This window comes from Nocardia asteroides (genome assembly GCF_021183625.1).
Lineage (GTDB): Bacteria > Actinomycetota > Actinomycetes > Mycobacteriales > Mycobacteriaceae > Nocardia > Nocardia asteroides_A.
Window position 1 is genome coordinate 1,112,374 of the sequence record NZ_CP089214.1, and the last position, 16,639, is coordinate 1,129,012.

General features: G+C 73.8%; 20 protein-coding genes. 11 read left to right on the top strand and 9 right to left on the bottom strand.

Annotation, left to right across the window (positions count from 1 at the left end):
* Window positions 1-19: 19 nt before the first annotated feature.
* Complete coding sequence (locus tag LTT61_RS05505) at window positions 20-697, bottom strand: cutinase family protein (protein ID WP_233018843.1); 678 nt, start codon at window positions 695-697, stop codon at window positions 20-22.
* Between the two features lie 80 nt (window positions 698-777).
* Window positions 778-1,008, bottom strand: a complete 231-nt coding sequence (locus tag LTT61_RS05510; protein ID WP_233018844.1) for a hypothetical protein — start codon at window positions 1,006-1,008, stop codon at window positions 778-780.
* Between the two features lie 177 nt (window positions 1,009-1,185).
* On the opposite strand from LTT61_RS05510, the gene LTT61_RS05515 reads away from it, so the two are divergent.
* Complete coding sequence (locus LTT61_RS05515; RefSeq protein ID WP_233018845.1) at window positions 1,186-2,133, top strand: alpha/beta hydrolase; 948 nt, start codon at window positions 1,186-1,188, stop codon at window positions 2,131-2,133.
* Here LTT61_RS05515 and LTT61_RS05520 read toward each other — a convergent pair.
* Window positions 2,085-2,798, bottom strand: a complete 714-nt coding sequence (locus tag LTT61_RS05520; protein ID WP_233018846.1) for an isochorismatase family cysteine hydrolase — start codon at window positions 2,796-2,798, stop codon at window positions 2,085-2,087. The two genes, LTT61_RS05515 and LTT61_RS05520, sit on opposite strands and share 49 nt — an antisense overlap.
* Before the next feature lie 64 nt (window positions 2,799-2,862).
* On the opposite strand from LTT61_RS05520, the gene LTT61_RS05525 reads away from it, so the two are divergent.
* From LTT61_RS05525 to LTT61_RS05540, 4 genes are all read left to right on the top strand, one after another.
* A complete protein-coding gene (locus LTT61_RS05525) occupies window positions 2,863-3,390 on the top strand; it encodes an AAA family ATPase (protein ID WP_233018847.1) in 528 nt (175 codons plus the stop codon).
* A 50-nt stretch (window positions 3,391-3,440) separates the two neighbouring features.
* Entirely contained in the window at window positions 3,441-3,788 is a 348-nt protein-coding gene (locus tag LTT61_RS05530) for a UBP-type zinc finger domain-containing protein (protein ID WP_233018848.1), read from the top strand.
* Between the two features lie 69 nt (window positions 3,789-3,857).
* On the top strand, window positions 3,858-4,577 hold the full coding sequence (locus LTT61_RS05535; RefSeq protein WP_233018849.1) for an LGFP repeat-containing protein: 720 nt from the start codon (window positions 3,858-3,860) through the stop codon (window positions 4,575-4,577).
* Window positions 4,578-4,662: 85 nt separating this feature from the next.
* Window positions 4,663-5,295 (top strand): DUF305 domain-containing protein, encoded by a 633-nt coding sequence (locus LTT61_RS05540; RefSeq protein WP_233018850.1) that lies wholly within the window; start codon window positions 4,663-4,665, stop codon window positions 5,293-5,295.
* An 85-nt stretch (window positions 5,296-5,380) separates the two neighbouring features.
* Here the strand turns inward: LTT61_RS05540 and LTT61_RS05545 are convergent, their stop codons facing one another.
* From LTT61_RS05545 to LTT61_RS05560, 4 genes are all read right to left on the bottom strand, one after another.
* Window positions 5,381-5,998, bottom strand: a complete 618-nt coding sequence (locus LTT61_RS05545) for a GNAT family N-acetyltransferase (RefSeq protein ID WP_233018851.1) — start codon at window positions 5,996-5,998, stop codon at window positions 5,381-5,383.
* On the bottom strand, window positions 5,995-6,432 hold the full coding sequence (locus LTT61_RS05550; protein WP_233018852.1) for a nitroreductase/quinone reductase family protein: 438 nt from the start codon (window positions 6,430-6,432) through the stop codon (window positions 5,995-5,997). The genes LTT61_RS05545 and LTT61_RS05550 overlap by 4 nt, the downstream gene beginning before the upstream one ends.
* 16 nt (window positions 6,433-6,448) lie before the next feature.
* Window positions 6,449-6,700: a hypothetical protein gene (locus LTT61_RS05555; protein ID WP_233018853.1), complete on the bottom strand. Its 252-nt coding sequence runs from the start codon at window positions 6,698-6,700 to the stop codon at window positions 6,449-6,451.
* A 62-nt stretch (window positions 6,701-6,762) separates the two neighbouring features.
* Window positions 6,763-7,812 carry an NAD(P)-dependent alcohol dehydrogenase gene (locus LTT61_RS05560; protein WP_233018854.1) on the bottom strand — a complete coding sequence of 350 codons (1,050 nt, stop codon included), beginning with the start codon at window positions 7,810-7,812 and terminating at the stop codon, window positions 6,763-6,765.
* A 106-nt stretch (window positions 7,813-7,918) separates the two neighbouring features.
* Between LTT61_RS05560 and LTT61_RS05565 the strand changes: the two genes are divergently transcribed.
* Both LTT61_RS05565 and LTT61_RS05570 read left to right on the top strand, forming a co-directional pair.
* Complete coding sequence (locus tag LTT61_RS05565; protein ID WP_233018855.1) at window positions 7,919-8,560, top strand: response regulator transcription factor; 642 nt, start codon at window positions 7,919-7,921, stop codon at window positions 8,558-8,560.
* Between the two features lie 28 nt (window positions 8,561-8,588).
* Entirely contained in the window at window positions 8,589-10,307 is a 1,719-nt protein-coding gene (locus tag LTT61_RS05570) for a GAF domain-containing sensor histidine kinase (protein ID WP_233020885.1), read from the top strand.
* A gap of 7 nt (window positions 10,308-10,314) precedes the next feature.
* Here LTT61_RS05570 and LTT61_RS05575 read toward each other — a convergent pair whose 3' ends face one another.
* The gene (locus LTT61_RS05575; RefSeq protein ID WP_233018856.1) at window positions 10,315-11,112 is read right to left on the bottom strand and encodes an MBL fold metallo-hydrolase; all 798 of its coding nucleotides are present in this window, start codon (window positions 11,110-11,112) and stop codon (window positions 10,315-10,317) included.
* A gap of 6 nt (window positions 11,113-11,118) precedes the next feature.
* A complete protein-coding gene (locus LTT61_RS05580; protein ID WP_233018857.1) occupies window positions 11,119-11,589 on the bottom strand; it encodes a grhN in 471 nt (156 codons plus the stop codon).
* A gap of 104 nt (window positions 11,590-11,693) precedes the next feature.
* Between LTT61_RS05580 and LTT61_RS05585 the strand changes: the two genes are divergently transcribed.
* The 4 genes from LTT61_RS05585 to LTT61_RS05600 all read left to right on the top strand — a co-directional run bounded on the left by LTT61_RS05585 (window position 11,694) and on the right by LTT61_RS05600 (window position 16,589).
* Window positions 11,694-12,839, top strand: a complete 1,146-nt coding sequence (locus LTT61_RS05585; RefSeq protein ID WP_233018858.1) for a helix-turn-helix transcriptional regulator — start codon at window positions 11,694-11,696, stop codon at window positions 12,837-12,839.
* A 179-nt stretch (window positions 12,840-13,018) separates the two neighbouring features.
* Window positions 13,019-14,134, top strand: coding sequence for a polyprenyl synthetase family protein (locus tag LTT61_RS05590; protein WP_233018859.1), 1,116 nt, complete (start codon window positions 13,019-13,021; stop codon window positions 14,132-14,134).
* A 14-nt stretch (window positions 14,135-14,148) separates the two neighbouring features.
* The gene (gene crtI, locus LTT61_RS05595) at window positions 14,149-15,645 is read left to right on the top strand and encodes a phytoene desaturase family protein (RefSeq protein ID WP_233018860.1); all 1,497 of its coding nucleotides are present in this window, start codon (window positions 14,149-14,151) and stop codon (window positions 15,643-15,645) included.
* Window positions 15,642-16,589: a phytoene/squalene synthase family protein gene (locus LTT61_RS05600; protein ID WP_233018861.1), complete on the top strand. Its 948-nt coding sequence runs from the start codon at window positions 15,642-15,644 to the stop codon at window positions 16,587-16,589. Before crtI ends, LTT61_RS05600 begins: the two co-directional genes overlap by 4 nt.
* The last annotated feature ends 50 nt before the right edge of the window (window positions 16,590-16,639 follow it).

Consider the following 16,639-nt stretch of genomic DNA (forward strand, 5'->3'; position numbering starts at 1 on the left):
GGCTCCCGACCCCCGCCGCCTAGAGCCGCTCCGCCGCGAAAACGGCTGCGGCGGTAACGGCTTCGCCGTAGCGGGTGTGCGCCCCGTACCCGGCATCGGGGGGCAGCGCGGATGCAGGGTTGCAGACCGGGTCCTGCGGTACGCAGTACTGCGCGGTGCGGGCGGCGTAGGGCTCCGGGATGGCGGTGTTGTAGACGTGGATCGGGCTGGCGAACAGCAGCAGCGCGGCGATCCGCGGGGCGAGCGGGGGCGGGACGACGGCGGTGGCCGGGAAGTCGTCGCTGCCCATGCCGAGCGCGTTGGAGACCACCTCGGCGCCCTGCGAGTACCCGGCGAGCACGAACCGCGTGGCCGGGCACTCGGCGGCGCGGACGACCAGGTGCGCGACCAGGTCGACGGCGCCGATCGCGCGGGAGCGCGGGCCGGTCGTGTCGGCGGGGTAGGACACGTTGTAGAGGGTGAAGTGCAGCTCGGGGCGGGCACCGCGGACGGCGGCGTCGAGCGGGCGCCCGACCGTCGGGTCGTCCACGGATGCCCAGGTGGCGGCGACCGGCTGCGAGTAGTCGGTGCCGCGCGCCATGATCAGCTCGGCGTCGCCGCAGCCGGGCGCGGCCGCGGCCGCCGGGGCGGTGAGCGCGATTCCGGCGCCGGTCAGGACGGCTGCCAGCAGGGCGGCGCCGGTCGTCGTCGGGGTCATCGCTCCTCCGAATCGGGTGGTGTCATGGGAGATCTTCACGCAGCGGAACCCGAGTATCGCGGCGAACGCGGGCGGTGCCGTCAGTAGTCGGGGCTGCGGAGCAGCCCGGCGGGATCGGCGCGCTCGGTGACGAGCGGGCGGTAGATCCGCTCCGTCCACTCCTCCTTCGGCACGGGGGCGAGCCCGATCGAGACCGCGCCGTCCCTGACACCGAAGGCGCGGGTGATGGCGGCGGTGATGTCGGCGTCCAGCCGGGCGCGGGCGGCGGCGTCGAGGTCGGCGGGGAAATGGCTGATCTCCACGTGCGGCATGGCCGGACCGGCTTCCTGTCGGGGCCGCCCACGCGGGCGAGCGCTCACGGTGCAGCCTGCCAGATCACCGCCGCGAAACGCACCCCGCTGCGGGGCGGAGCGGGCATACTTCCCGGAGAGTTCGCCGGTGACCCGGCCACGACGCACCGTCCGATCCCGGGCGGGGAAGGGGCCGAGATGACGGCGCTACCCGGACGGTTGCTCGGCGGCCCGGTCGCCCTGCTCGGCGCGGTGCGCGCCCGGCTCGACCCCTCCGCCTTCCACCCGGAGCTGCGGCTGCACGCACGGCTGCTGCCGGGCAGGCCGGTCACCGCGCTGACCCTGCCGCTGATGCGCAGGCTCAGCGACCTCATCCCGGAGGGGCGGGCGGAGGTCGTCGAGATCGGCGAGCACGTGTCGGTGCGGGTGCATCGCCCCACGCTCGCGGCGGCGCCGGGGCCCGCGCTGCTCTGGATCCACGGCGGCGGTTACGTCATCGGCTCCGCGCGCCAGAACGACCGCCTCTGCCGGACCTTCGCGAACGAACTGAACGCGGTGGTCGCGGCGGTGGAGTACCGGCTCGCCCCGGAGCACCCCTACCCCGCCGCGCTCGACGACTGCTACGACGCGCTGCAGTGGCTCGGCGCGCAGCCGGAGATCGACCCGGAGCGGATCGCCGTCGCGGGCGCCAGCGCCGGTGGCGGGCTCGCCGCCGCGCTCGCCTTCGCCGCGCGTGACCGCGGCGGGGTGCGACCGGTGCTCCAGGTGCTCTCCTACCCCATGCTGGACGACCGCTCCACCGGCACCGAGCTGGAGACCGGCACCTTCCGGCTGTGGAACACCGCCGCCAACCGCTTCGGCTGGCGGGCCTACCTACGCGGCGCCGACCCGGTCGCCGCCGTGCCCGCGCGCCGCACCGACCTGGCCGGGCTCGCCCCGGCCTGGATCGGCGTCGGCACCCTCGACCTCTTCCACGCCGAGGATCTCGCCTACGCCGAGCGGCTGCGCGCGGCCGGGGTCGAGGTGCGGGTGCTCGAGGTGCCCGGCGCCTTCCACGGCTTCGACGAGGTGGCCGCCGACACCGGGGTGGCCCGTGATTACCTCGCCGCCCAGGTTGTTTCGCTGCGCGCCGCGCTGACCGCCTGATCGAGCAGCGCCGCGATCTCGGCGCAGGCCCTGACGTCGCCGAACGAGCGGTAGACCACGTGCAGGGTGGCGTTGTGGTCGGCGTCGCGGCGTGCGGCGGTGCCGTCGGCGAGCAGGATCACCCGATAGCCGAGGGTGCCCGCGTCCCGCGCCGACGACTCGCAGCAGACATTGGTGACGGTGCCGGCGATGAGCACGGTGTCGATGCCGCGCGCGGCCAGCCGCTCCGGCAGGTCGCTGCGGCCGGGGAAGAAGGCGCTGTAGGCGGATTTCTCCGCGTAGAGGTCGCCGGGCTCGGCGCCGAGCCCCGGCCAGAGCCGCTCCACCGACGGGCCGGTGCCGCCGGAGCAGGCGTAGCTCGCCGCCGTCTCGGCGCCGAAGAACTCGACGGCGTGCGGGAGCGGGGGTCGCGCGGCGGGGACCACCCAGGCCACGGTCCCGCCCGCGGTACGCAGCCGGGCGGCGAGCTCGGCGACGCGGCCGACGATGCCGCGGCAGTACGGGTTGCCCGCGACGTGGAAGGGCACCATGTCGATCACCACCAGCGCGGTCCGCGCCGGGTCGAGCACCGGGTAGGCGAACCGCCGCCCGCGCCGCTCCTCGTGCCTGCGGTACTCCCGCTCCTCGATGCGCCAGGCGTGTTCGCGAACCTCCCCATCGCTCATACCGGGCAGTGTCGCACCGAAATTCACTGTCCAGAGGGAAGAACACACCACTAACGTCCCCCGCATGACTACGGAGATCGTCCTGATCACCGGCGCCATGGCGGCCGGGAAGTCCACCGTGGCCGAGCTGCTGGCCCGCTCGCTCCCGCGCGCCGCACACGTGCGCGGCGACACCTTCCGCCGCTGGATCGTGAGCGGGCGCGCCGAGCCCGAGCCACCGCTCGGTGCGGAGGCCGAGGCCCAGCTGGCCCTGCGGCAGCAACTCGCCGCCGAGGTCGCGCGCGGCTACGCGAACGCCGGGATCACCCCGGTACTCCAGGACCTCTACCCCGGCCCCGCGCTGGCGCGGATGCGCACCCTGCTCACCGGCCACCCGCTGCGCGTCGTCGTGCTGCTGCCCGACCCGGAGACCCTCGCCGTCCGCGACGCCGCCCGCGCCAAGACCGGCTACCGCGGCTGGTCCCCCGCCGAATTCGACCGTGAGTTCCGCGAGCGCACCCCGCACATCGGCCTCCGCCTCGACACCACCGCGCAGACCCCGGAGCAGACCGTCGCCGCCATCCACGCCCGCTGGGCAGACGCCCTCGTCTGAGGATTCGCCGAGCGGTTGCCCGGAGCCGCCGGGCGGCGTTTGATGAACCGGTGAGCGAAACCTCTCCGATCGACCCCGCGGCGCCGCCGAGCGGCACCGGCTGCCTGGAGTGCGAGCGCGACGGCGGCTGGTGGTTCCACCTGCGCCGCTGCGCCGCCTGCGGCCACATCGGCTGCTGCGACACCTCGCCCAGCCAGCACGCCACCGCGCACGCGGGCGCCACCGGCCACCCGCTGATCACCAGCTTCGAGCCCGGCGAGGACTGGTACTACGACTACCGCGACGAGCAGATGTACGAGGGCCCCTCGCTCGCACCCCCGGAGAGCAAACCGGCCGATCAGCCCGCACCCGGCCCGGCCGACCGGGTCCCGGCGAACTGGCGTCAGCTGCTGCACTGACTCCGCCCGCCGCGACCCCTCGGTAGCCTGTACCCGATCTCCCTCATTCGACCAGCGAAGGGCAACTCCATGCGAGCGACCAGGGTGACGACGACGGCCGCGCTGGCGGCACTGCTGCTGGCGGCGGGGACGCAGGCGGCGGGGGCGCGGCCGGTGGGCCCGTTCGAGGTCGGCGGGGCGATCGAGGTCGAGTTCGACGGGGCGGGCGGGGTGGACGCGCTGGGTGATCCGACCGGGCCGGAGCAGGACGCGGCGCGCGGCGGCAAGTGGCAGGGGTTCGCGCGCAATGCCGCGGTCTACTGGTCCGAGGCCACCGGCGCGCAGGCGGTGACCGGGCCGATCCGGGAGAAGTGGGGCCAGTTCGGCTCGGAGGGCGGTTTCCTCGGCTACCCGGCCACCCGCGAGGCCGCGACCCCGGGCGGTGCCGGGCGGTTCGCGCACTTCCAGGGCGGCTCGGTGTACTGGTCGGTCGGCACCGCGGCGCACCAGGTGAGCGGCTCGATCCGGGACAAGTGGGGCAGTTACGGCTGGGAGGGCGGCGCGCTCGGTTTCCCGGTCACCGACGAGCAGGCGGGCGCCCGCGGCGGCAAGTACAACCTGTTCAACGGCGGCGCGATCTACTGGGCCTCGGCCTCCGGCGCGCACGTGGTGTGGGGCGCGCTGCGCGAGAAGTGGGTGGCGGCAGGCGGCGACGGCGGCCGCTACGGCTACCCGACCAGCGACGAGTACGACTTCGGCGACGGCAAGGCCCAGGACTTCCAGGGCGGCCGGATCACCTGGGAGCCCTGAGCCCACCCGGGTGATCCGCGGTGGATTCCGCGCTTCGCAGCCGATTCCACCGTGCGCGATGCACCGCGCGCGGTACCGTCGGCGGGTGGACCGCCGCTCCGTCGTCGCAGGCGCCGCGCTCGTCGCGCTGGCTGCCCTGCTGGTGACGCTGGGCGCAGCCGTCCGCCCGCTCTTCGTCTCGGACGATGTGCCGGAGCGGGAGATCCTTAACACGACCGAGATCGCCTTCCTGCAGGACATGACGGCGCACCACGAGCAGGCGCTGCTCATGGTCCAGTCCCTCGATCCCGGCGTCTCGCCGGTGATCGCCCGGCTCGCCCGGCAGATCGACGACGTGCAGCGGGTCGAGCTCGGCACCATGCTCGGCTGGCTGCGGCTGGCGAACACCCTGCCGAGCAATCCGCGGCCGATGGCGTGGCTGCACGAGACCGGCACCGGTCACCACGGCGCCCCGGTCGCCGATGCCCAGCCGGTCGACACCTCGATGGGCATGGCGACCCGCGCCGAGCTCGACGCGCTCGCCGCCGCCCGCGGCCGCGACGCCGAGGTCGTTTTCCTGCGGCTCGTGCAGCGCCACCACTACGGCGGCGTCGCCATGGCCCGCGGCGCCGACGCCCTGCTCACCGCGGGGCCGGTCAAGCAGGCGGCGCGGGAGATGGTCACCGAGCAGACCAAGGAGATCGGCATGATCGGGCTGCTGCTCGCGCAGTACGGCTGAGTCGGCTCGCCGCGCGGCAGAGTCAGCTCGCCTCGCGGCAGAGTCAGCTGGCCTCGCGGCAGAGTCAGCTGGCCTCGCGGCAGGGTCAGCTCGCCTCGCGGCAGAAGATGGTCGAGCGCGGGCCGCCGTAGGGCAGGTCGACCTCGGCGGCGATCCGGTACCCGGCCCGCGCGTAGAAGCCGATCCGGGCCGGTTCGGTGGTCTCCAGGTGCGTGGGGAGCCCCTCGGCGTCGGCGCGGGCGATGCCGAAGTCGAGCAGGGCGCGGCCGTGGCCCTGCCCGCGGGCGGCGGGATCGGTGCCGATGGCGAGCAGGTGCCAGTGCGGGCGATGCGGGGCCGCGGTGAAGGTGGCGGTACTGACGTGCTGCAGGTAGAGGTCGCGCTCGCCGTGCAGCCCGCGCAGCGCGGTGCGCAGCCGGGCCTGCTGGAGCCAGGAGAGCCGATACGGCAGCGGGGTCCAGAGCGCGGCGGCGAGCAGCGCGCCGTCCGGGTCGACGAGCACGTGCGCGCCGAGCGCGGGCCTGCACACCCGCTCGATCTCCAGCTCGAAGGAGCCGCGCAGCTCGGCGCCGCGCCACTCGGGGACCGGGTGCAGCCAGCGGGAGAGCGGATCGTCGAACATGGCGGCGGCGAGCAGCTCCGCGACGGCGGCCACCTCGGTGCGGCGGGCGCCGCGGATGGTGGCGGTGCGCACCGCGGTCACGCGCCGTCGCGCGGGGTGAGCAGCACCAGCGGGATCTCGCGGTCGGTGCGGGTCTGGTAGTTCGCGTAGATCGGGTGGCCTGCGGTGACCCGGGGCCAGAGTTCGGCGCGCTCGGCGGGGTCGGCGACCCTGGCGCGCATCGGCGTGCGCGGCCCGCCCTGCACCGAGACCGTGACCTCCGGGTGCGCGAGCAGATTGTGGTACCAGGCGGGGTGTTTGTGCTCGCCCGCCTTGGAGGCGACGACCACATAGCCGCCGTCCTCCACGATCGGCGCGGTGAGCAGCACCGCGTGCTCCTTCCCCGACCGCCTGCCGACGGTGGTGAGCTCGAGCGACGGCATGCCGACGATGCGGTGCCCGAACCTGCCGAAGGTCAGCCTGGTGAGCAGCCGATGCGCGGTATTGGTGGCCCTGAAGGTGAATTCCGGCGGCATGCAAGCACGATAGCGCTCACCGGCCCGGTGGCGCGCTCACCTCCAGCAGCCGCTGCCGCGCGGAGCGTTCGGCGAGTTCCGGGAGCGAGCCCGCCGGAATTCCGGCGAGGTCGCTCAGGCAGCGCCGGACGATCTCATCGATCGCCCCGGCCGCCAGCCGGTCCTCGAACTCCGCGCGGAGCCGCTCGACGGTCTCGTCGACCACCGACTCCGGGCACCCCGCCGTGCCCGCCTGTGTTTTCCGATCGCTCACTGCCCCTTCGATCACCCGTCCAGGGTGCACCCCCGCGCGGCCGGTGTTCAGGGCCGAAGGTCCCCGAACCGAGTTCGTCAGGGCACCACGACGGCCCGGCCGGTGATCTCGCCGCGCTCCAGCCGGTGGTAGGCCTCGACCGCGTCGTCCAGGGCGAAGGTGGTGGTCTCGGCGTGCAGCAGGCCGCGCGCGGCGAGGTCGAGCACCTCGGCGAGTTCGTAGCGGCCGCCCCAGTAGGTGGTCTGCACGGAGAGCTCGTAGGGCACCGAGAAGAACGACACCGGCAGGGTGCCGCCGCCGATCCCGATCACGGTGAGATCGCCGAGCACCCGGCCCGCCGCCGCGCCGAGCGCGAGCGTCGGGTCGGCGCCGACGCAGTCGAAGATCGCGTCGGCGCCGTGTCCGCCGGTGGCGTCGCGGATCGCCTGCGCGGCGTTCTCGTCCGAGCGCAGGGTGCGGTCCGCGCCGGCGCGGGCGGCCAGCTCGAGTGCCTCTTCGCGGAGGTCGACCGCGATCACCCGCGCTGCGGTCGTCGCTTTGAGGATCTGCACGGCGAGGTGCCCGAGCCCGCCCGCGCCGATCACGACGGCGGTGCTGCCCGGCGTCAGCTTGGCCCAGGAGCGGCGGATGGCGTGGTACGGGGTGAGCGCGGCGTCGGTGAGCGGCGCGGCGCGCAGCGGGTCCAGCCCGTCCGGCAGCGGGACCAGGTGCCTGACCGCAGGGACCAGCAGGTACTCGGCCATGCCGCCGTCCATGCCGAGCCCGCCGCCGCCACCGGGCACCGGGGCCGCCGCCGGGTTCTCGCAGTAGGTGTCGAAGCCGCGGGAGCAGTGCGCGCAGACCCCGCAGCCCCACGGCCCGTACACCGCGACCGGCTGCCCGACCTCGAAACCCGCGACGCCGGAGCCGATCTCGTGCACCCAGCCGGCGTTCTCGTGGCCGAGCGTGAACGGCGGGTGCCACGGCACCGGGCCGTCGTCGGAGAAGTCGCGCATGAGGTGCAGGTCGGAGTGGCAGGCCCCGGCCGCACCGACCCGCACCACCGCCTGCCCCGGTCCCGGATGCGGCTGATCCACCTCGACCAGCTCCGGATCGGATCTCCACGCCGTCAACCGCAGTGCTCGCATCTGTGCCTCCTCGGCTCGTCCCCCTTCCGTCCCCGCCCTTCCACTCCGGCGCCGGGCCATGCCTGTCATGCTGGTATCGAAATCGGTGCGACGAGAGGCGACGGCGATGATCCGGGTGTTCCTGGTCGACGATCACGAGATCGTGCGGCGCGGGCTGGCCGACCTGATCGACGCCGAGCCGGACCTGGAGATGGTCGGCGGCGCGGAGAGCGTGGCGCACGCGCTGGCCCGGATTCCGGCGCTGCGCCCGGACGTCGCGGTGCTCGACGTGCGGCTGCCCGACGGCAACGGCATCGAGCTGTGCCGCGAGCTGCTCTCCCAGCTGCCCGGGCTGCGCTGCCTGATCCTCACCTCGTTCACCGACGAGCAGGCCATGCTCGACGCCATCCTGGCCGGGGCCAGCGGCTACGTCGTCAAGGACATCGGCACGCTGGAGCTGGTCGACGCCATTCGCGCGGTCGGCGCGGGCAAGTCGCTGCTGGACAACCGGGCCGCCGCCGCGCTGATGGCGAAGCTGCGCGCGCAGGCCGAGCAGAAGGCGGGGCCGCTCGCCACCCTCACCGAGCAGGAGCGCACGCTGCTCGCGCTGCTCGGCAAGGGGCTCACCAACCGGCAGATCGCGGCCGAGATGTTCCTTGCCGAGAAGACGGTGAAGAACTACGTGTCCCGGCTGCTCGCCAAGCTGGGGGTGGAGCGCCGCACCCAGGCCGCGGTCCTCGCCTCCAAACTCGGCCGTGACGGACGCTGAACCCCGCGCCGGGGCGGGCGGCGACCGGATGGACGGCCACACCCCGGTCGGCCAAGCCCTCTCCCAGCTGCGGCTGAACGAGCTGCTGCTGGAGGTGCAGGAGCGGATCACCCAGATCGTCGGCGTCCGGGACAAGATGGACCGGCTCATGGAGGCCATGCTGGTCGTCACCGCGGGCCTCGACCTGGACAACACGCTGCGCACCATCGTGCACACCGCCATCGAGCTGGTGGACGCGAGCTACGGCGCGCTCGGCGTGCGGGAGACCGGCAAGGACAGCAAGCAGCTCGCCGAGTTCGTCTACGAGGGTATCGACGACCGCGGCCGGATGCTGATCGGCGACCTCCCGCGCGGCCACGGCGTGCTCGGGCTGCTCATCGAGGACCCGAAACCGCTGCGGCTGGCGCAGCTCTCGGCGCACGCCGGGTCGGTCGGGTTCCCGCACAACCACCCGCCGATGAGCACCTTCCTCGGTGTCCCGGTGAAGGTGCGCGACGAGGTGTTCGGCAACCTCTACCTGACCGAGAAGCGCGGCGGCCAGGAGTTCACCGAGGACGACGAGGTGGTGGTGCGGGCGCTGGCCGCCGCGGCCGGTATCGCCATCGCCAACGCCAGGCTCTACGAGGAGTCCCGGATCCGGCAGCAGTGGCTGGAGGCAACCCAGGAGGTCGCCACCGAGCTGCTCGCGGGCGGCGAGCCGGACGAGGTGCTGGAGCTGATCGTGCGCCGCGCGCTCACCCTGACCGGCGCCGCCTGCGCCTTCCTCGCGCTGCCCGAGGACCCGGACATCCCGCACGAGGAGGTGACCGACCTGGTGGTGGTCGCCGCCGCGGGCGCCGAGTCCGCGCCGATCACCGGGCGCATCATCCCGATCGACGAATCCCGCTCCGGCGCCGCCTTCCGGGACCGGCGGCCGGTCTCGGTCGCCGACTACGCACCCGCGCCGCTCTTTCCGCGCGACACCTCGTTCGGCCCCGCGCTGATCCTGCCGCTGCACGCCGGCACCACCGTGATCGGCGTGCTGACCACGCTGCGCCCGCACGGCGCGCCGCCGCTGGACGCCGCCGGGCAGTCGATCATGCAGGCCTTCGCCGGGCAGGCGGCGCTCGCGCTGCGGCTGGCGGCGCAGCAGCGCCGGATGCGCGAGCTGGACGTGCTCTCCGACCGCGACCGGATCGCCCGCGACCTGCACGACCACGTGATCCAGCGGCTCTTCAGCGTCGGGCTCTCGCTGCAGGGAACGGTGCAGCGCTCGCACAACCCGGAGATCCGCACCCGGCTCTCGGACACCGTGAACGACCTGCAGTCGATCGTGCAGGACATCCGGCACTCCATCTTCGACCTGCAGAGCAACACCGCCGCCGACTCCGCCACCTTCCGCAAGCGGCTGCACGGCATCGTCTCCGAGACCACCGCGGACAGCGGGCTGCGCACCACGGTCCGGCTGGCCGGCCCGGTCTCGGTGCTCGGGCCGCCGCTCTCCGACCACGTCGAGGCGGTGTTGCGCGAGGGCGTCAGCAATGCCGTGCGGCACGCGGGCGCCACCGCGATCTCGGTCGTGCTCACCGTCGATGACGACGCCACCATCCTGATCACCGACGACGGCACCGGCCTTCCGGACCGCACCGGCCGCTACAGCGGCCTGGCCAACCTCGCCGCCAGGGCCGAGGCGGCGGGCGGCACCTTCGGGCTGGAGAAGGGCGAGCGCGGGGGCACCGTGCTGCGCTGGTCGGCCCCGCTTCCCTGAGTCCCCGTCACGGCACGGGTTCGAAGCCGGCGAGCAGCTGTTCGAGCGCGGCCTGATCGGGGCCGACGAAGGGATCGGCGCCGGGCGCCGCGGCGATCGTCGCCAGGAACTCGGCCGCGCGGCCGGCGGCGGGCGGCAGGTGGGTGCCGAGGATCAGCGCCGGGTCGAGCGCGCGCAGCTCGGCCAGGGTGCCGAGATACCTGGCGCGGTCGACAGTGTGCACCCAGGGGCTGTCCGCGGTCGCCCACAGCAGCTGGCGTTCGCGCAGTTCGGCGGGGTCGACGCAGCCTGCGTCGGGGCAGGTGGCGAACTCCGCGGTCGGCATCGGGGCGCCGAAGCAGTCGGAGCTGAAGCAGGCACCGGTGCGCTCGTCGTAGCAGCCGGTGGTGGACGGGTTGTCGAACAGCGGCGGCCGGAAGGCGGTGATCCGGCGGTCGCCGACGTCGAGCGACTGCCCCGGGTTGAGGAGGTAGACCCGGTCCATCGGGAGCGGGCCCTCCATCGACATGATCCCCATGCCGAGGAACGTCGTGACCAGGCGGGCACGCGGGGCGGCGGCGAGCAGCTCGCGCAGCGCCCCGGTGTGGTCCCGGTCCGGGTGGGTGATCCAGATCCACTCGACCTCGCCCGGGTCGAGCACCGATCCGAGCGCGTCCAGGAAGCCCGCTCCGGGCAGCCCGGTGTCGATCACCACGGGCTCGGCGGCGTGCAGGACGAAGGCGTTGACCGGGACGAACCCGATGCCGGGAACCTCCTGACAGTCGGCGAGCACGGTGATATCGCGTCCGATGCGGTTGACGTGCATGGTCTCTCACTCCTCGGGGAAGTCGACGCGGATGAGGGAGCGGGCGATCGCCGAGAGCTCATCGGCGGTCGGGGTGTGGCCGCGGCCGACCTTCAGCCCGAGCTCGAACGGGGTCGCGCCGTTGTCCAGCGCCTGCCGCATCGCTCGTCCCCGCTCGACGGGACCGACGTGCAGCAGGACGGCGTGCCCGGTCCGGACCCGCCCCCGCTGGGTGACGACGACCGGGGCGGGCTCGGTGAAATTCAGCCGCCACGGCCGTTCGGTGAAGACCGTCGGCACCCCGTCGACCGAGTGCAGGCAGACCGGCACCCGGAGCCTCCTGCCGCTGCGCCGCCCGGTGAACTCGAGCAGCGCCTGCAGCGGGATCCGGCGGCCGAGCCGCCGGTTCGCGAGCACGCGGCGGACCAGCGGATTGACCACGCGCATCAGCGCGGGGGGCGGCGGGGCCAGCCGGACCCCGGTGGTGGTGACCGTCATCGGGAACTCCTTCGCTCGATATCGACGCTAGGGCGACGAGCCGGGGCCGGGAATACCAGAAACCTGGCATGTCGCGGAGCGGTGGCTGGTCGTACCGTGGGGTGATGAGCACGGAGGTGTTCCGGCGGGCGACGGAGCAGATCACCCGGCTGTGCGGCGAACCGCGCGACCTGGTTTCGCTCTGGCAGGAGGCGTCCGAGATCCTGGCGCGCGCCGTCCCGCACTACTGGACACCGTGCTTCTACACCCTCGACCCCGCCTCCCTCCTGATGACCAGCCACTACCACCGCGGCCTCGCCGAGTTCCCCGGCGACTGGCTGGTCAGCGAGTACTACACCGACGACGTCAACCAGCTCGCGACGGTCGCCCGCTCGGCATCGGGCATCGCCACCCTGCACGAGGCGACCGGCGGCGAACCAGCGCGCAGCCCCCGCTGGCACCGCAATATGACCATGGGCGGCGACCAGGAACTGGTCGCGCGGCTGCGCACCCGCTCCGGTGAGGTCTGGGGCGCGCTCGGGCTCTACCGCGAGCCGCGCACCCCGCTGTTCAGCGCGGACGAGCAGAGCTTCGTGCGCTCGGTGACGCCGCTGCTCGCCGAGGCCGCCCGCGCGGCGCTGCTGCTCGGCCAGGCGCAGCAGCCCGACTCCGCCGACTCGCCGGGGCTGCTCGTCCTCGATCGGCACTGCGCGGTCGAATCGACGACGCCGGGCGTCCCGCGCAGGCTCGCGGAGCTACCGGACGGTGACTGGGCGGCGGGCCGCCTGCCCTCCTCGGTGCTGGCGCTGGCGGGCCGGACCCTGCGCGCGGCCGAGCACCCGGACGGCGGCGACCTGGTCACCGTGGTCCGGGTGCTGTCGCGCACGGGCGCCTGGGTCGTGCTGCACGGCGCCTGCCTGAACTCGACCGGCGACCGGCGCGTCGCCGTCATCATCGAACCCGCAGGCCCCGGCAGGCTGTACCCGCTGCTCATGTCGGCCTACGGCCTGACCGAGCGGGAGAAGGACGTCACCCGGCTGGTCCTGCGGGGCGCCTCCACCTCGCGGATCGCCGCGGAGCTGGTGCTGTCGGCGCACACCGTGCAGCAGCACCTGAAGGGCATCTTCGAGAAGACCGGTGTCCGCAGCAGGCGCGATCTCGTCGGCACCGTCTTCTTCGCGCACTACGAGCCACGGCTGCGCGACAACGAGCGAAGGGCAGCCGACGGACGGCCGCTGCGCGGTGAGCCCTGGCTGCCCTCGTCGTCCTGAAATCCGCGGGTTCACCCGGCGAAATTCGGGCAAATCGATGATTAAGAAAATTACCGAACTCGGTCCCATCCGCTCTGCCGAACGTATCGAAACGTAGGTGAACGCCCCGCACGCGATGCATCATTTGTGCATCGTTGCGATACGATGGCGACCAGCCCGACTGCAGACGAGGAGTCCGAGTGAGTGCCGTGTTCTCCGAGCCACATCGGATACGCCACCTCCTGACCGCACCGGACGGCGAGGAGTGCTCGCCGCCGCGCTGGCGGGCCGGGGTGCGCACCGAGGTGGCCCGCGAACTCGAATCGTTCGTGCAGCGGAATCAGCCGGAGCCGATCAGCGGAATCCCCCTGGACGGCGTCCTGCGGCATTACGCGCTCGGCGGCAAATGCCTGCGGCCGATGTTCCTGTACCTGGGCTGGCTCTGCGGCGCCGACCCGAGCCCGGCCGCGCTGCGCGCCGCCGCCGCGCTGGAGCTGCTGCAGGCCTTCGCGCTGCTGCAGGACGACGTCATGGACGAGGCCGAGCTGCGCCGCGGCGAACCGGCCGCGCATCGCGCCTTCGCGAACTACCACCGCGAGCTCGGGCTGCCCGGCGACGCCGCCCGGTTCGGCGAATCGGCCGCCACCCTGCTCGGTGACCTCTGCCTGGTCTGGTCCGAGCGCATGCTGCGGGAGAGCGGGATCGACGAGCGCGCGCTGCTCCGCATGTGGCCGCGGTACGACCGGATGCGGGTCGAGCTGGCGCTCGGGCAGTTCGCCGACCTGGTGAACGACGCCCGCGTCACCCCGACGCTGGAGTCGGTGCTCGCCATCGCGCGCGCCAAGTCCGGCAACTACACCGTGCGCAGGCCGCTGGAGCTCGGCGCGCTGATGGCGGGCTGCCAGGAGCAGACGATCGAGGCGCTCTCCCGGTACGGCACGCTGGTCGGCGAGGCGTTCCAGCTCCGCGACGACGTGCTCGGCGTCTTCGGCAGCGCGGAGACCACGGGCAAACCCGCCGACAGCGACCTCGGCCAGCGCAAGGCGACCACCGTCGTCGTCGCCGCGCAGGAGATGGCCGACCCAGCCACCGCCCGCGCGCTCGCCGAGCTGCTGGCCGCGCCCGTGCTCGACGCCGCCGCCGTCACCGCGGCGCGCGCGCTGATCAGCGCCACCGGCGCGGCCGAGCGGATCGAGGCGATGATCACCGAGCGGGTCACCGAGGCCCGCGACCGGATCCGGGGCGCCCGGATCGACGAGCCCGAACTGCGCCTGCTCGACGGCATGGCGCTGATCTGCACCACCCGCGAACTCTGAGGAGAAGCAGCACGATGCGCACTGTTCCCGGTCGTACCGACCGTGTCGTTGTGGTCGGCGCCGGCTTGGCCGGGCTCACCACCGCCATGTACCTCGCGGGCCGCGGCCGGGAGGTCACCCTGCTCGAGCGCGACGACGTCCCCGGCGGGCGGGCAGGCCGCGCCGACATCGCCGGCTACCACCTGGACACCGGCCCGACCGTGCTCACCATGCCGGAGCTGCTCGACGACGCCTTCGCCGCGGTCGGCGAGCGCACCGCGGACCGGCTCACCCTCGACCGGGTGGACCCGGCCTACCGCGCCCGCTACGCCGACGGCAGGGCGCTCGACGTGCACCACGACGCCGGGCTGATGGCCGCCGCCATCACCGAGTTCGCCGGCCCCGCGCAGGCGGGCGGCTACCTGCGGCTGCGCGACTGGCTGAGCCGGCTGTACCAGGCCGAGTTCGACGGGTTCATCGCGTCGAACTTCGACTCGCCGCTCTCCCTGGTCTCCCCCGCGCTGGCCAGGCTGGTGGCGCTGGGCGGCTTCCGGCGCTGGGACCGGGCCGTCGCCGACCACATCACCGACCCGGACCTGCGCCGGATCTTCACCTTCCAGTCGCTCTACGCCGGGGTCGCGCCGAGCAAGGCGCTGGCCGCGTACGCGGTGATCGCCTACATGGACACCATCTCCGGGGTGTGGTTCCCGCGCGGCGGCATGCGCGCGGTGCCGGACGCGCTGGCCGCCGCGGCGACCGCGGCCGGGGTGAAGATCCGCTACGGCGCCGCCGTCTCGGCGATCGAGCGGGACGGCGGCCGGGTGCGCGCGGTGCGGACCGCCGACGGCGAGCGGGTGCCCGCCGACGCGCTCGTCCTCACCACCGAGCTGCACACCAGCTACGACCTGCTCGGGCACCGCTCCCGGCGCCCGGTGCAGGTGAACCCGGCGCCGTCGGCGGTCATCCTGCATCTCGGCGTCGATTCGGCCCCGGAGCTGCCGCACCACTCGCTGCTCTTCGGGAAGGCGTGGGACCAGGCGTTCCGCGACATCACCAGGGACGGCCGGGTGATGACCGACCCGTCGCTGCTGCTGACCCGCCCCTCCGCGGGCGACCCGTCGCTCGCCCCGGCCGGCCGGGACCTGCTCTACCTGCTCGCCCCGGTGCCGAACCTGGACCGCGGCCGGATCAACTGGGACCGCTTCGCCCCGGCCTACGCCGAGGAGGTGCTCGCCATCGCGAACGCCAGGCTGCCCGAGCCGCTGCCGAATCCGGAGCTGCTGCGCGTGGTCACCCCGGCGGACTGGGCCAGGCAGGGCATGCTGGCGGGCAGCCCGTTCGCGCTCGGCCACACCCTCGCCCAGACCGGCCCGTTCCGGCCGGCCAACATGATCCGCGGCCTGGACAACGTGGTCCTCGCGGGCGGCTCGACCGTACCCGGCGTCGGTATCCCGCCGGTGCTCATCTCCGGGCGGCTGGCCGCCGACCGGATCACCGGAACCACGCAGCCCACCCGATCGGACCGCCCATGACCCGCACCGAGCTCGACGCCGCAGGCATCACCGACACCGCCCTGCGCGGGTCCTACCAGGCCTGCCGGGTGCTCAACGCCAGGCACGGCAAGACCTTCTTCCTCGCCACCCGGCTGCTCGCCCCCGACCAGCGCCCCGCCGTGCACGCGCTCTACGGCTTCGCGCGCAGGGCCGACGACATCCTGGACGAGTTCGACGAACGCTCCACCGCCGAGCGCGCCGAGGGGCTGGCGACGCTGGCAGCGCAGTTCCGGGCAGGCGAGGCCGAGGCCGACCCGGTGCTCGCCGCGGTACTGCACACCGCCCGCGCGCACCGCATCCCGGACGCGCTATTCGACGACTTCCTCACCTCCATGCGCATGGACCTGGAGATCACCGACTACCGCGACCGCGCCGCACTCGACCGCTACGTCTACGGCTCGGCCGAGGTCATCGGGTTGCAGGTGCTCCCGGTGCTCGGCACCGTCGGCGACGAGGCCGAGGCCGCCCCCTACGCCGCCGCGCTCGGCAAGGCCTTCCAGCTGACGAACTTCCTCCGCGACGTGAACGAGGACCTGGCCCGCGACCGGGTCTACCTGCCCGCCGACGAACTCGCCGCGCACGGCGTCGACCGCGACCTGCTGCTCTGGTGCCAGGCACACCGCGGCACCGACCCGAGGGTGCGCCGGGCGCTCGCCGAGCAGCACGCGATCACCCGCACGATCTACCGGCAGGCCGAAGCGGGCATCGCCCTGCTGCAGCCGCGCTCGCGGGCCTGCGTGGCGACCGCGCTCACGCTGTACTCGGAGATCCTGGACCGGATCGAGGCGAGCGATTTCGCCGTCTTCGAGCAGCGGGCCCGCGTCGGGATCCCGCGCAGGCTCGCCGTCGGCGGTGCCGGGCTGGCCAGGGCCTGGTGGGCCAGGCGCGCGCCGGGCTCGGGAGTACAGCCGCACCCGGGGTGAGCGGCCGTGGCCCCGGCGGCGGCGCGGGGTGGAACAGGTTCGGTGCAGAC

What these genes read in the sequence shown, in the direction of transcription:
- LTT61_RS05505 (WP_233018843.1), bottom strand. Translation starts at nt 697, where the DNA reads ATGACCCCGACGACGACCGGCGCCGCCCTGCTGGCAGCCGTCCTGACC.
- LTT61_RS05510 (WP_233018844.1), bottom strand. Translation starts at nt 1,008, where the DNA reads ATGCCGCACGTGGAGATCAGCCATTTCCCCGCCGACCTCGACGCCGCC.
- LTT61_RS05515 (WP_233018845.1), top strand. Translation starts at nt 1,186, where the DNA reads ATGACGGCGCTACCCGGACGGTTGCTCGGCGGCCCGGTCGCCCTGCTC.
- LTT61_RS05520 (WP_233018846.1), bottom strand. Translation starts at nt 2,798, where the DNA reads ATGAGCGATGGGGAGGTTCGCGAACACGCCTGGCGCATCGAGGAGCGG.
- LTT61_RS05525 (WP_233018847.1), top strand. Translation starts at nt 2,863, where the DNA reads ATGACTACGGAGATCGTCCTGATCACCGGCGCCATGGCGGCCGGGAAG.
- LTT61_RS05535 (WP_233018849.1), top strand. Translation starts at nt 3,858, where the DNA reads ATGCGAGCGACCAGGGTGACGACGACGGCCGCGCTGGCGGCACTGCTG.
- LTT61_RS05550 (WP_233018852.1), bottom strand. Translation starts at nt 6,432, where the DNA reads ATGCCGCCGGAATTCACCTTCAGGGCCACCAATACCGCGCATCGGCTG.
- LTT61_RS05560 (WP_233018854.1), bottom strand. Translation starts at nt 7,812, where the DNA reads ATGCGAGCACTGCGGTTGACGGCGTGGAGATCCGATCCGGAGCTGGTC.
- LTT61_RS05565 (WP_233018855.1), top strand. Translation starts at nt 7,919, where the DNA reads ATGATCCGGGTGTTCCTGGTCGACGATCACGAGATCGTGCGGCGCGGG.
- LTT61_RS05570 (WP_233020885.1), top strand. Translation starts at nt 8,589, where the DNA reads ATGGACGGCCACACCCCGGTCGGCCAAGCCCTCTCCCAGCTGCGGCTG.
- LTT61_RS05575 (WP_233018856.1), bottom strand. Translation starts at nt 11,112, where the DNA reads ATGCACGTCAACCGCATCGGACGCGATATCACCGTGCTCGCCGACTGT.
- LTT61_RS05580 (WP_233018857.1), bottom strand. Translation starts at nt 11,589, where the DNA reads ATGACGGTCACCACCACCGGGGTCCGGCTGGCCCCGCCGCCCCCCGCG.
- LTT61_RS05585 (WP_233018858.1), top strand. Translation starts at nt 11,694, where the DNA reads ATGAGCACGGAGGTGTTCCGGCGGGCGACGGAGCAGATCACCCGGCTG.
- crtI (WP_233018860.1), top strand. Translation starts at nt 14,149, where the DNA reads ATGCGCACTGTTCCCGGTCGTACCGACCGTGTCGTTGTGGTCGGCGCC.
- LTT61_RS05600 (WP_233018861.1), top strand. Translation starts at nt 15,642, where the DNA reads ATGACCCGCACCGAGCTCGACGCCGCAGGCATCACCGACACCGCCCTG.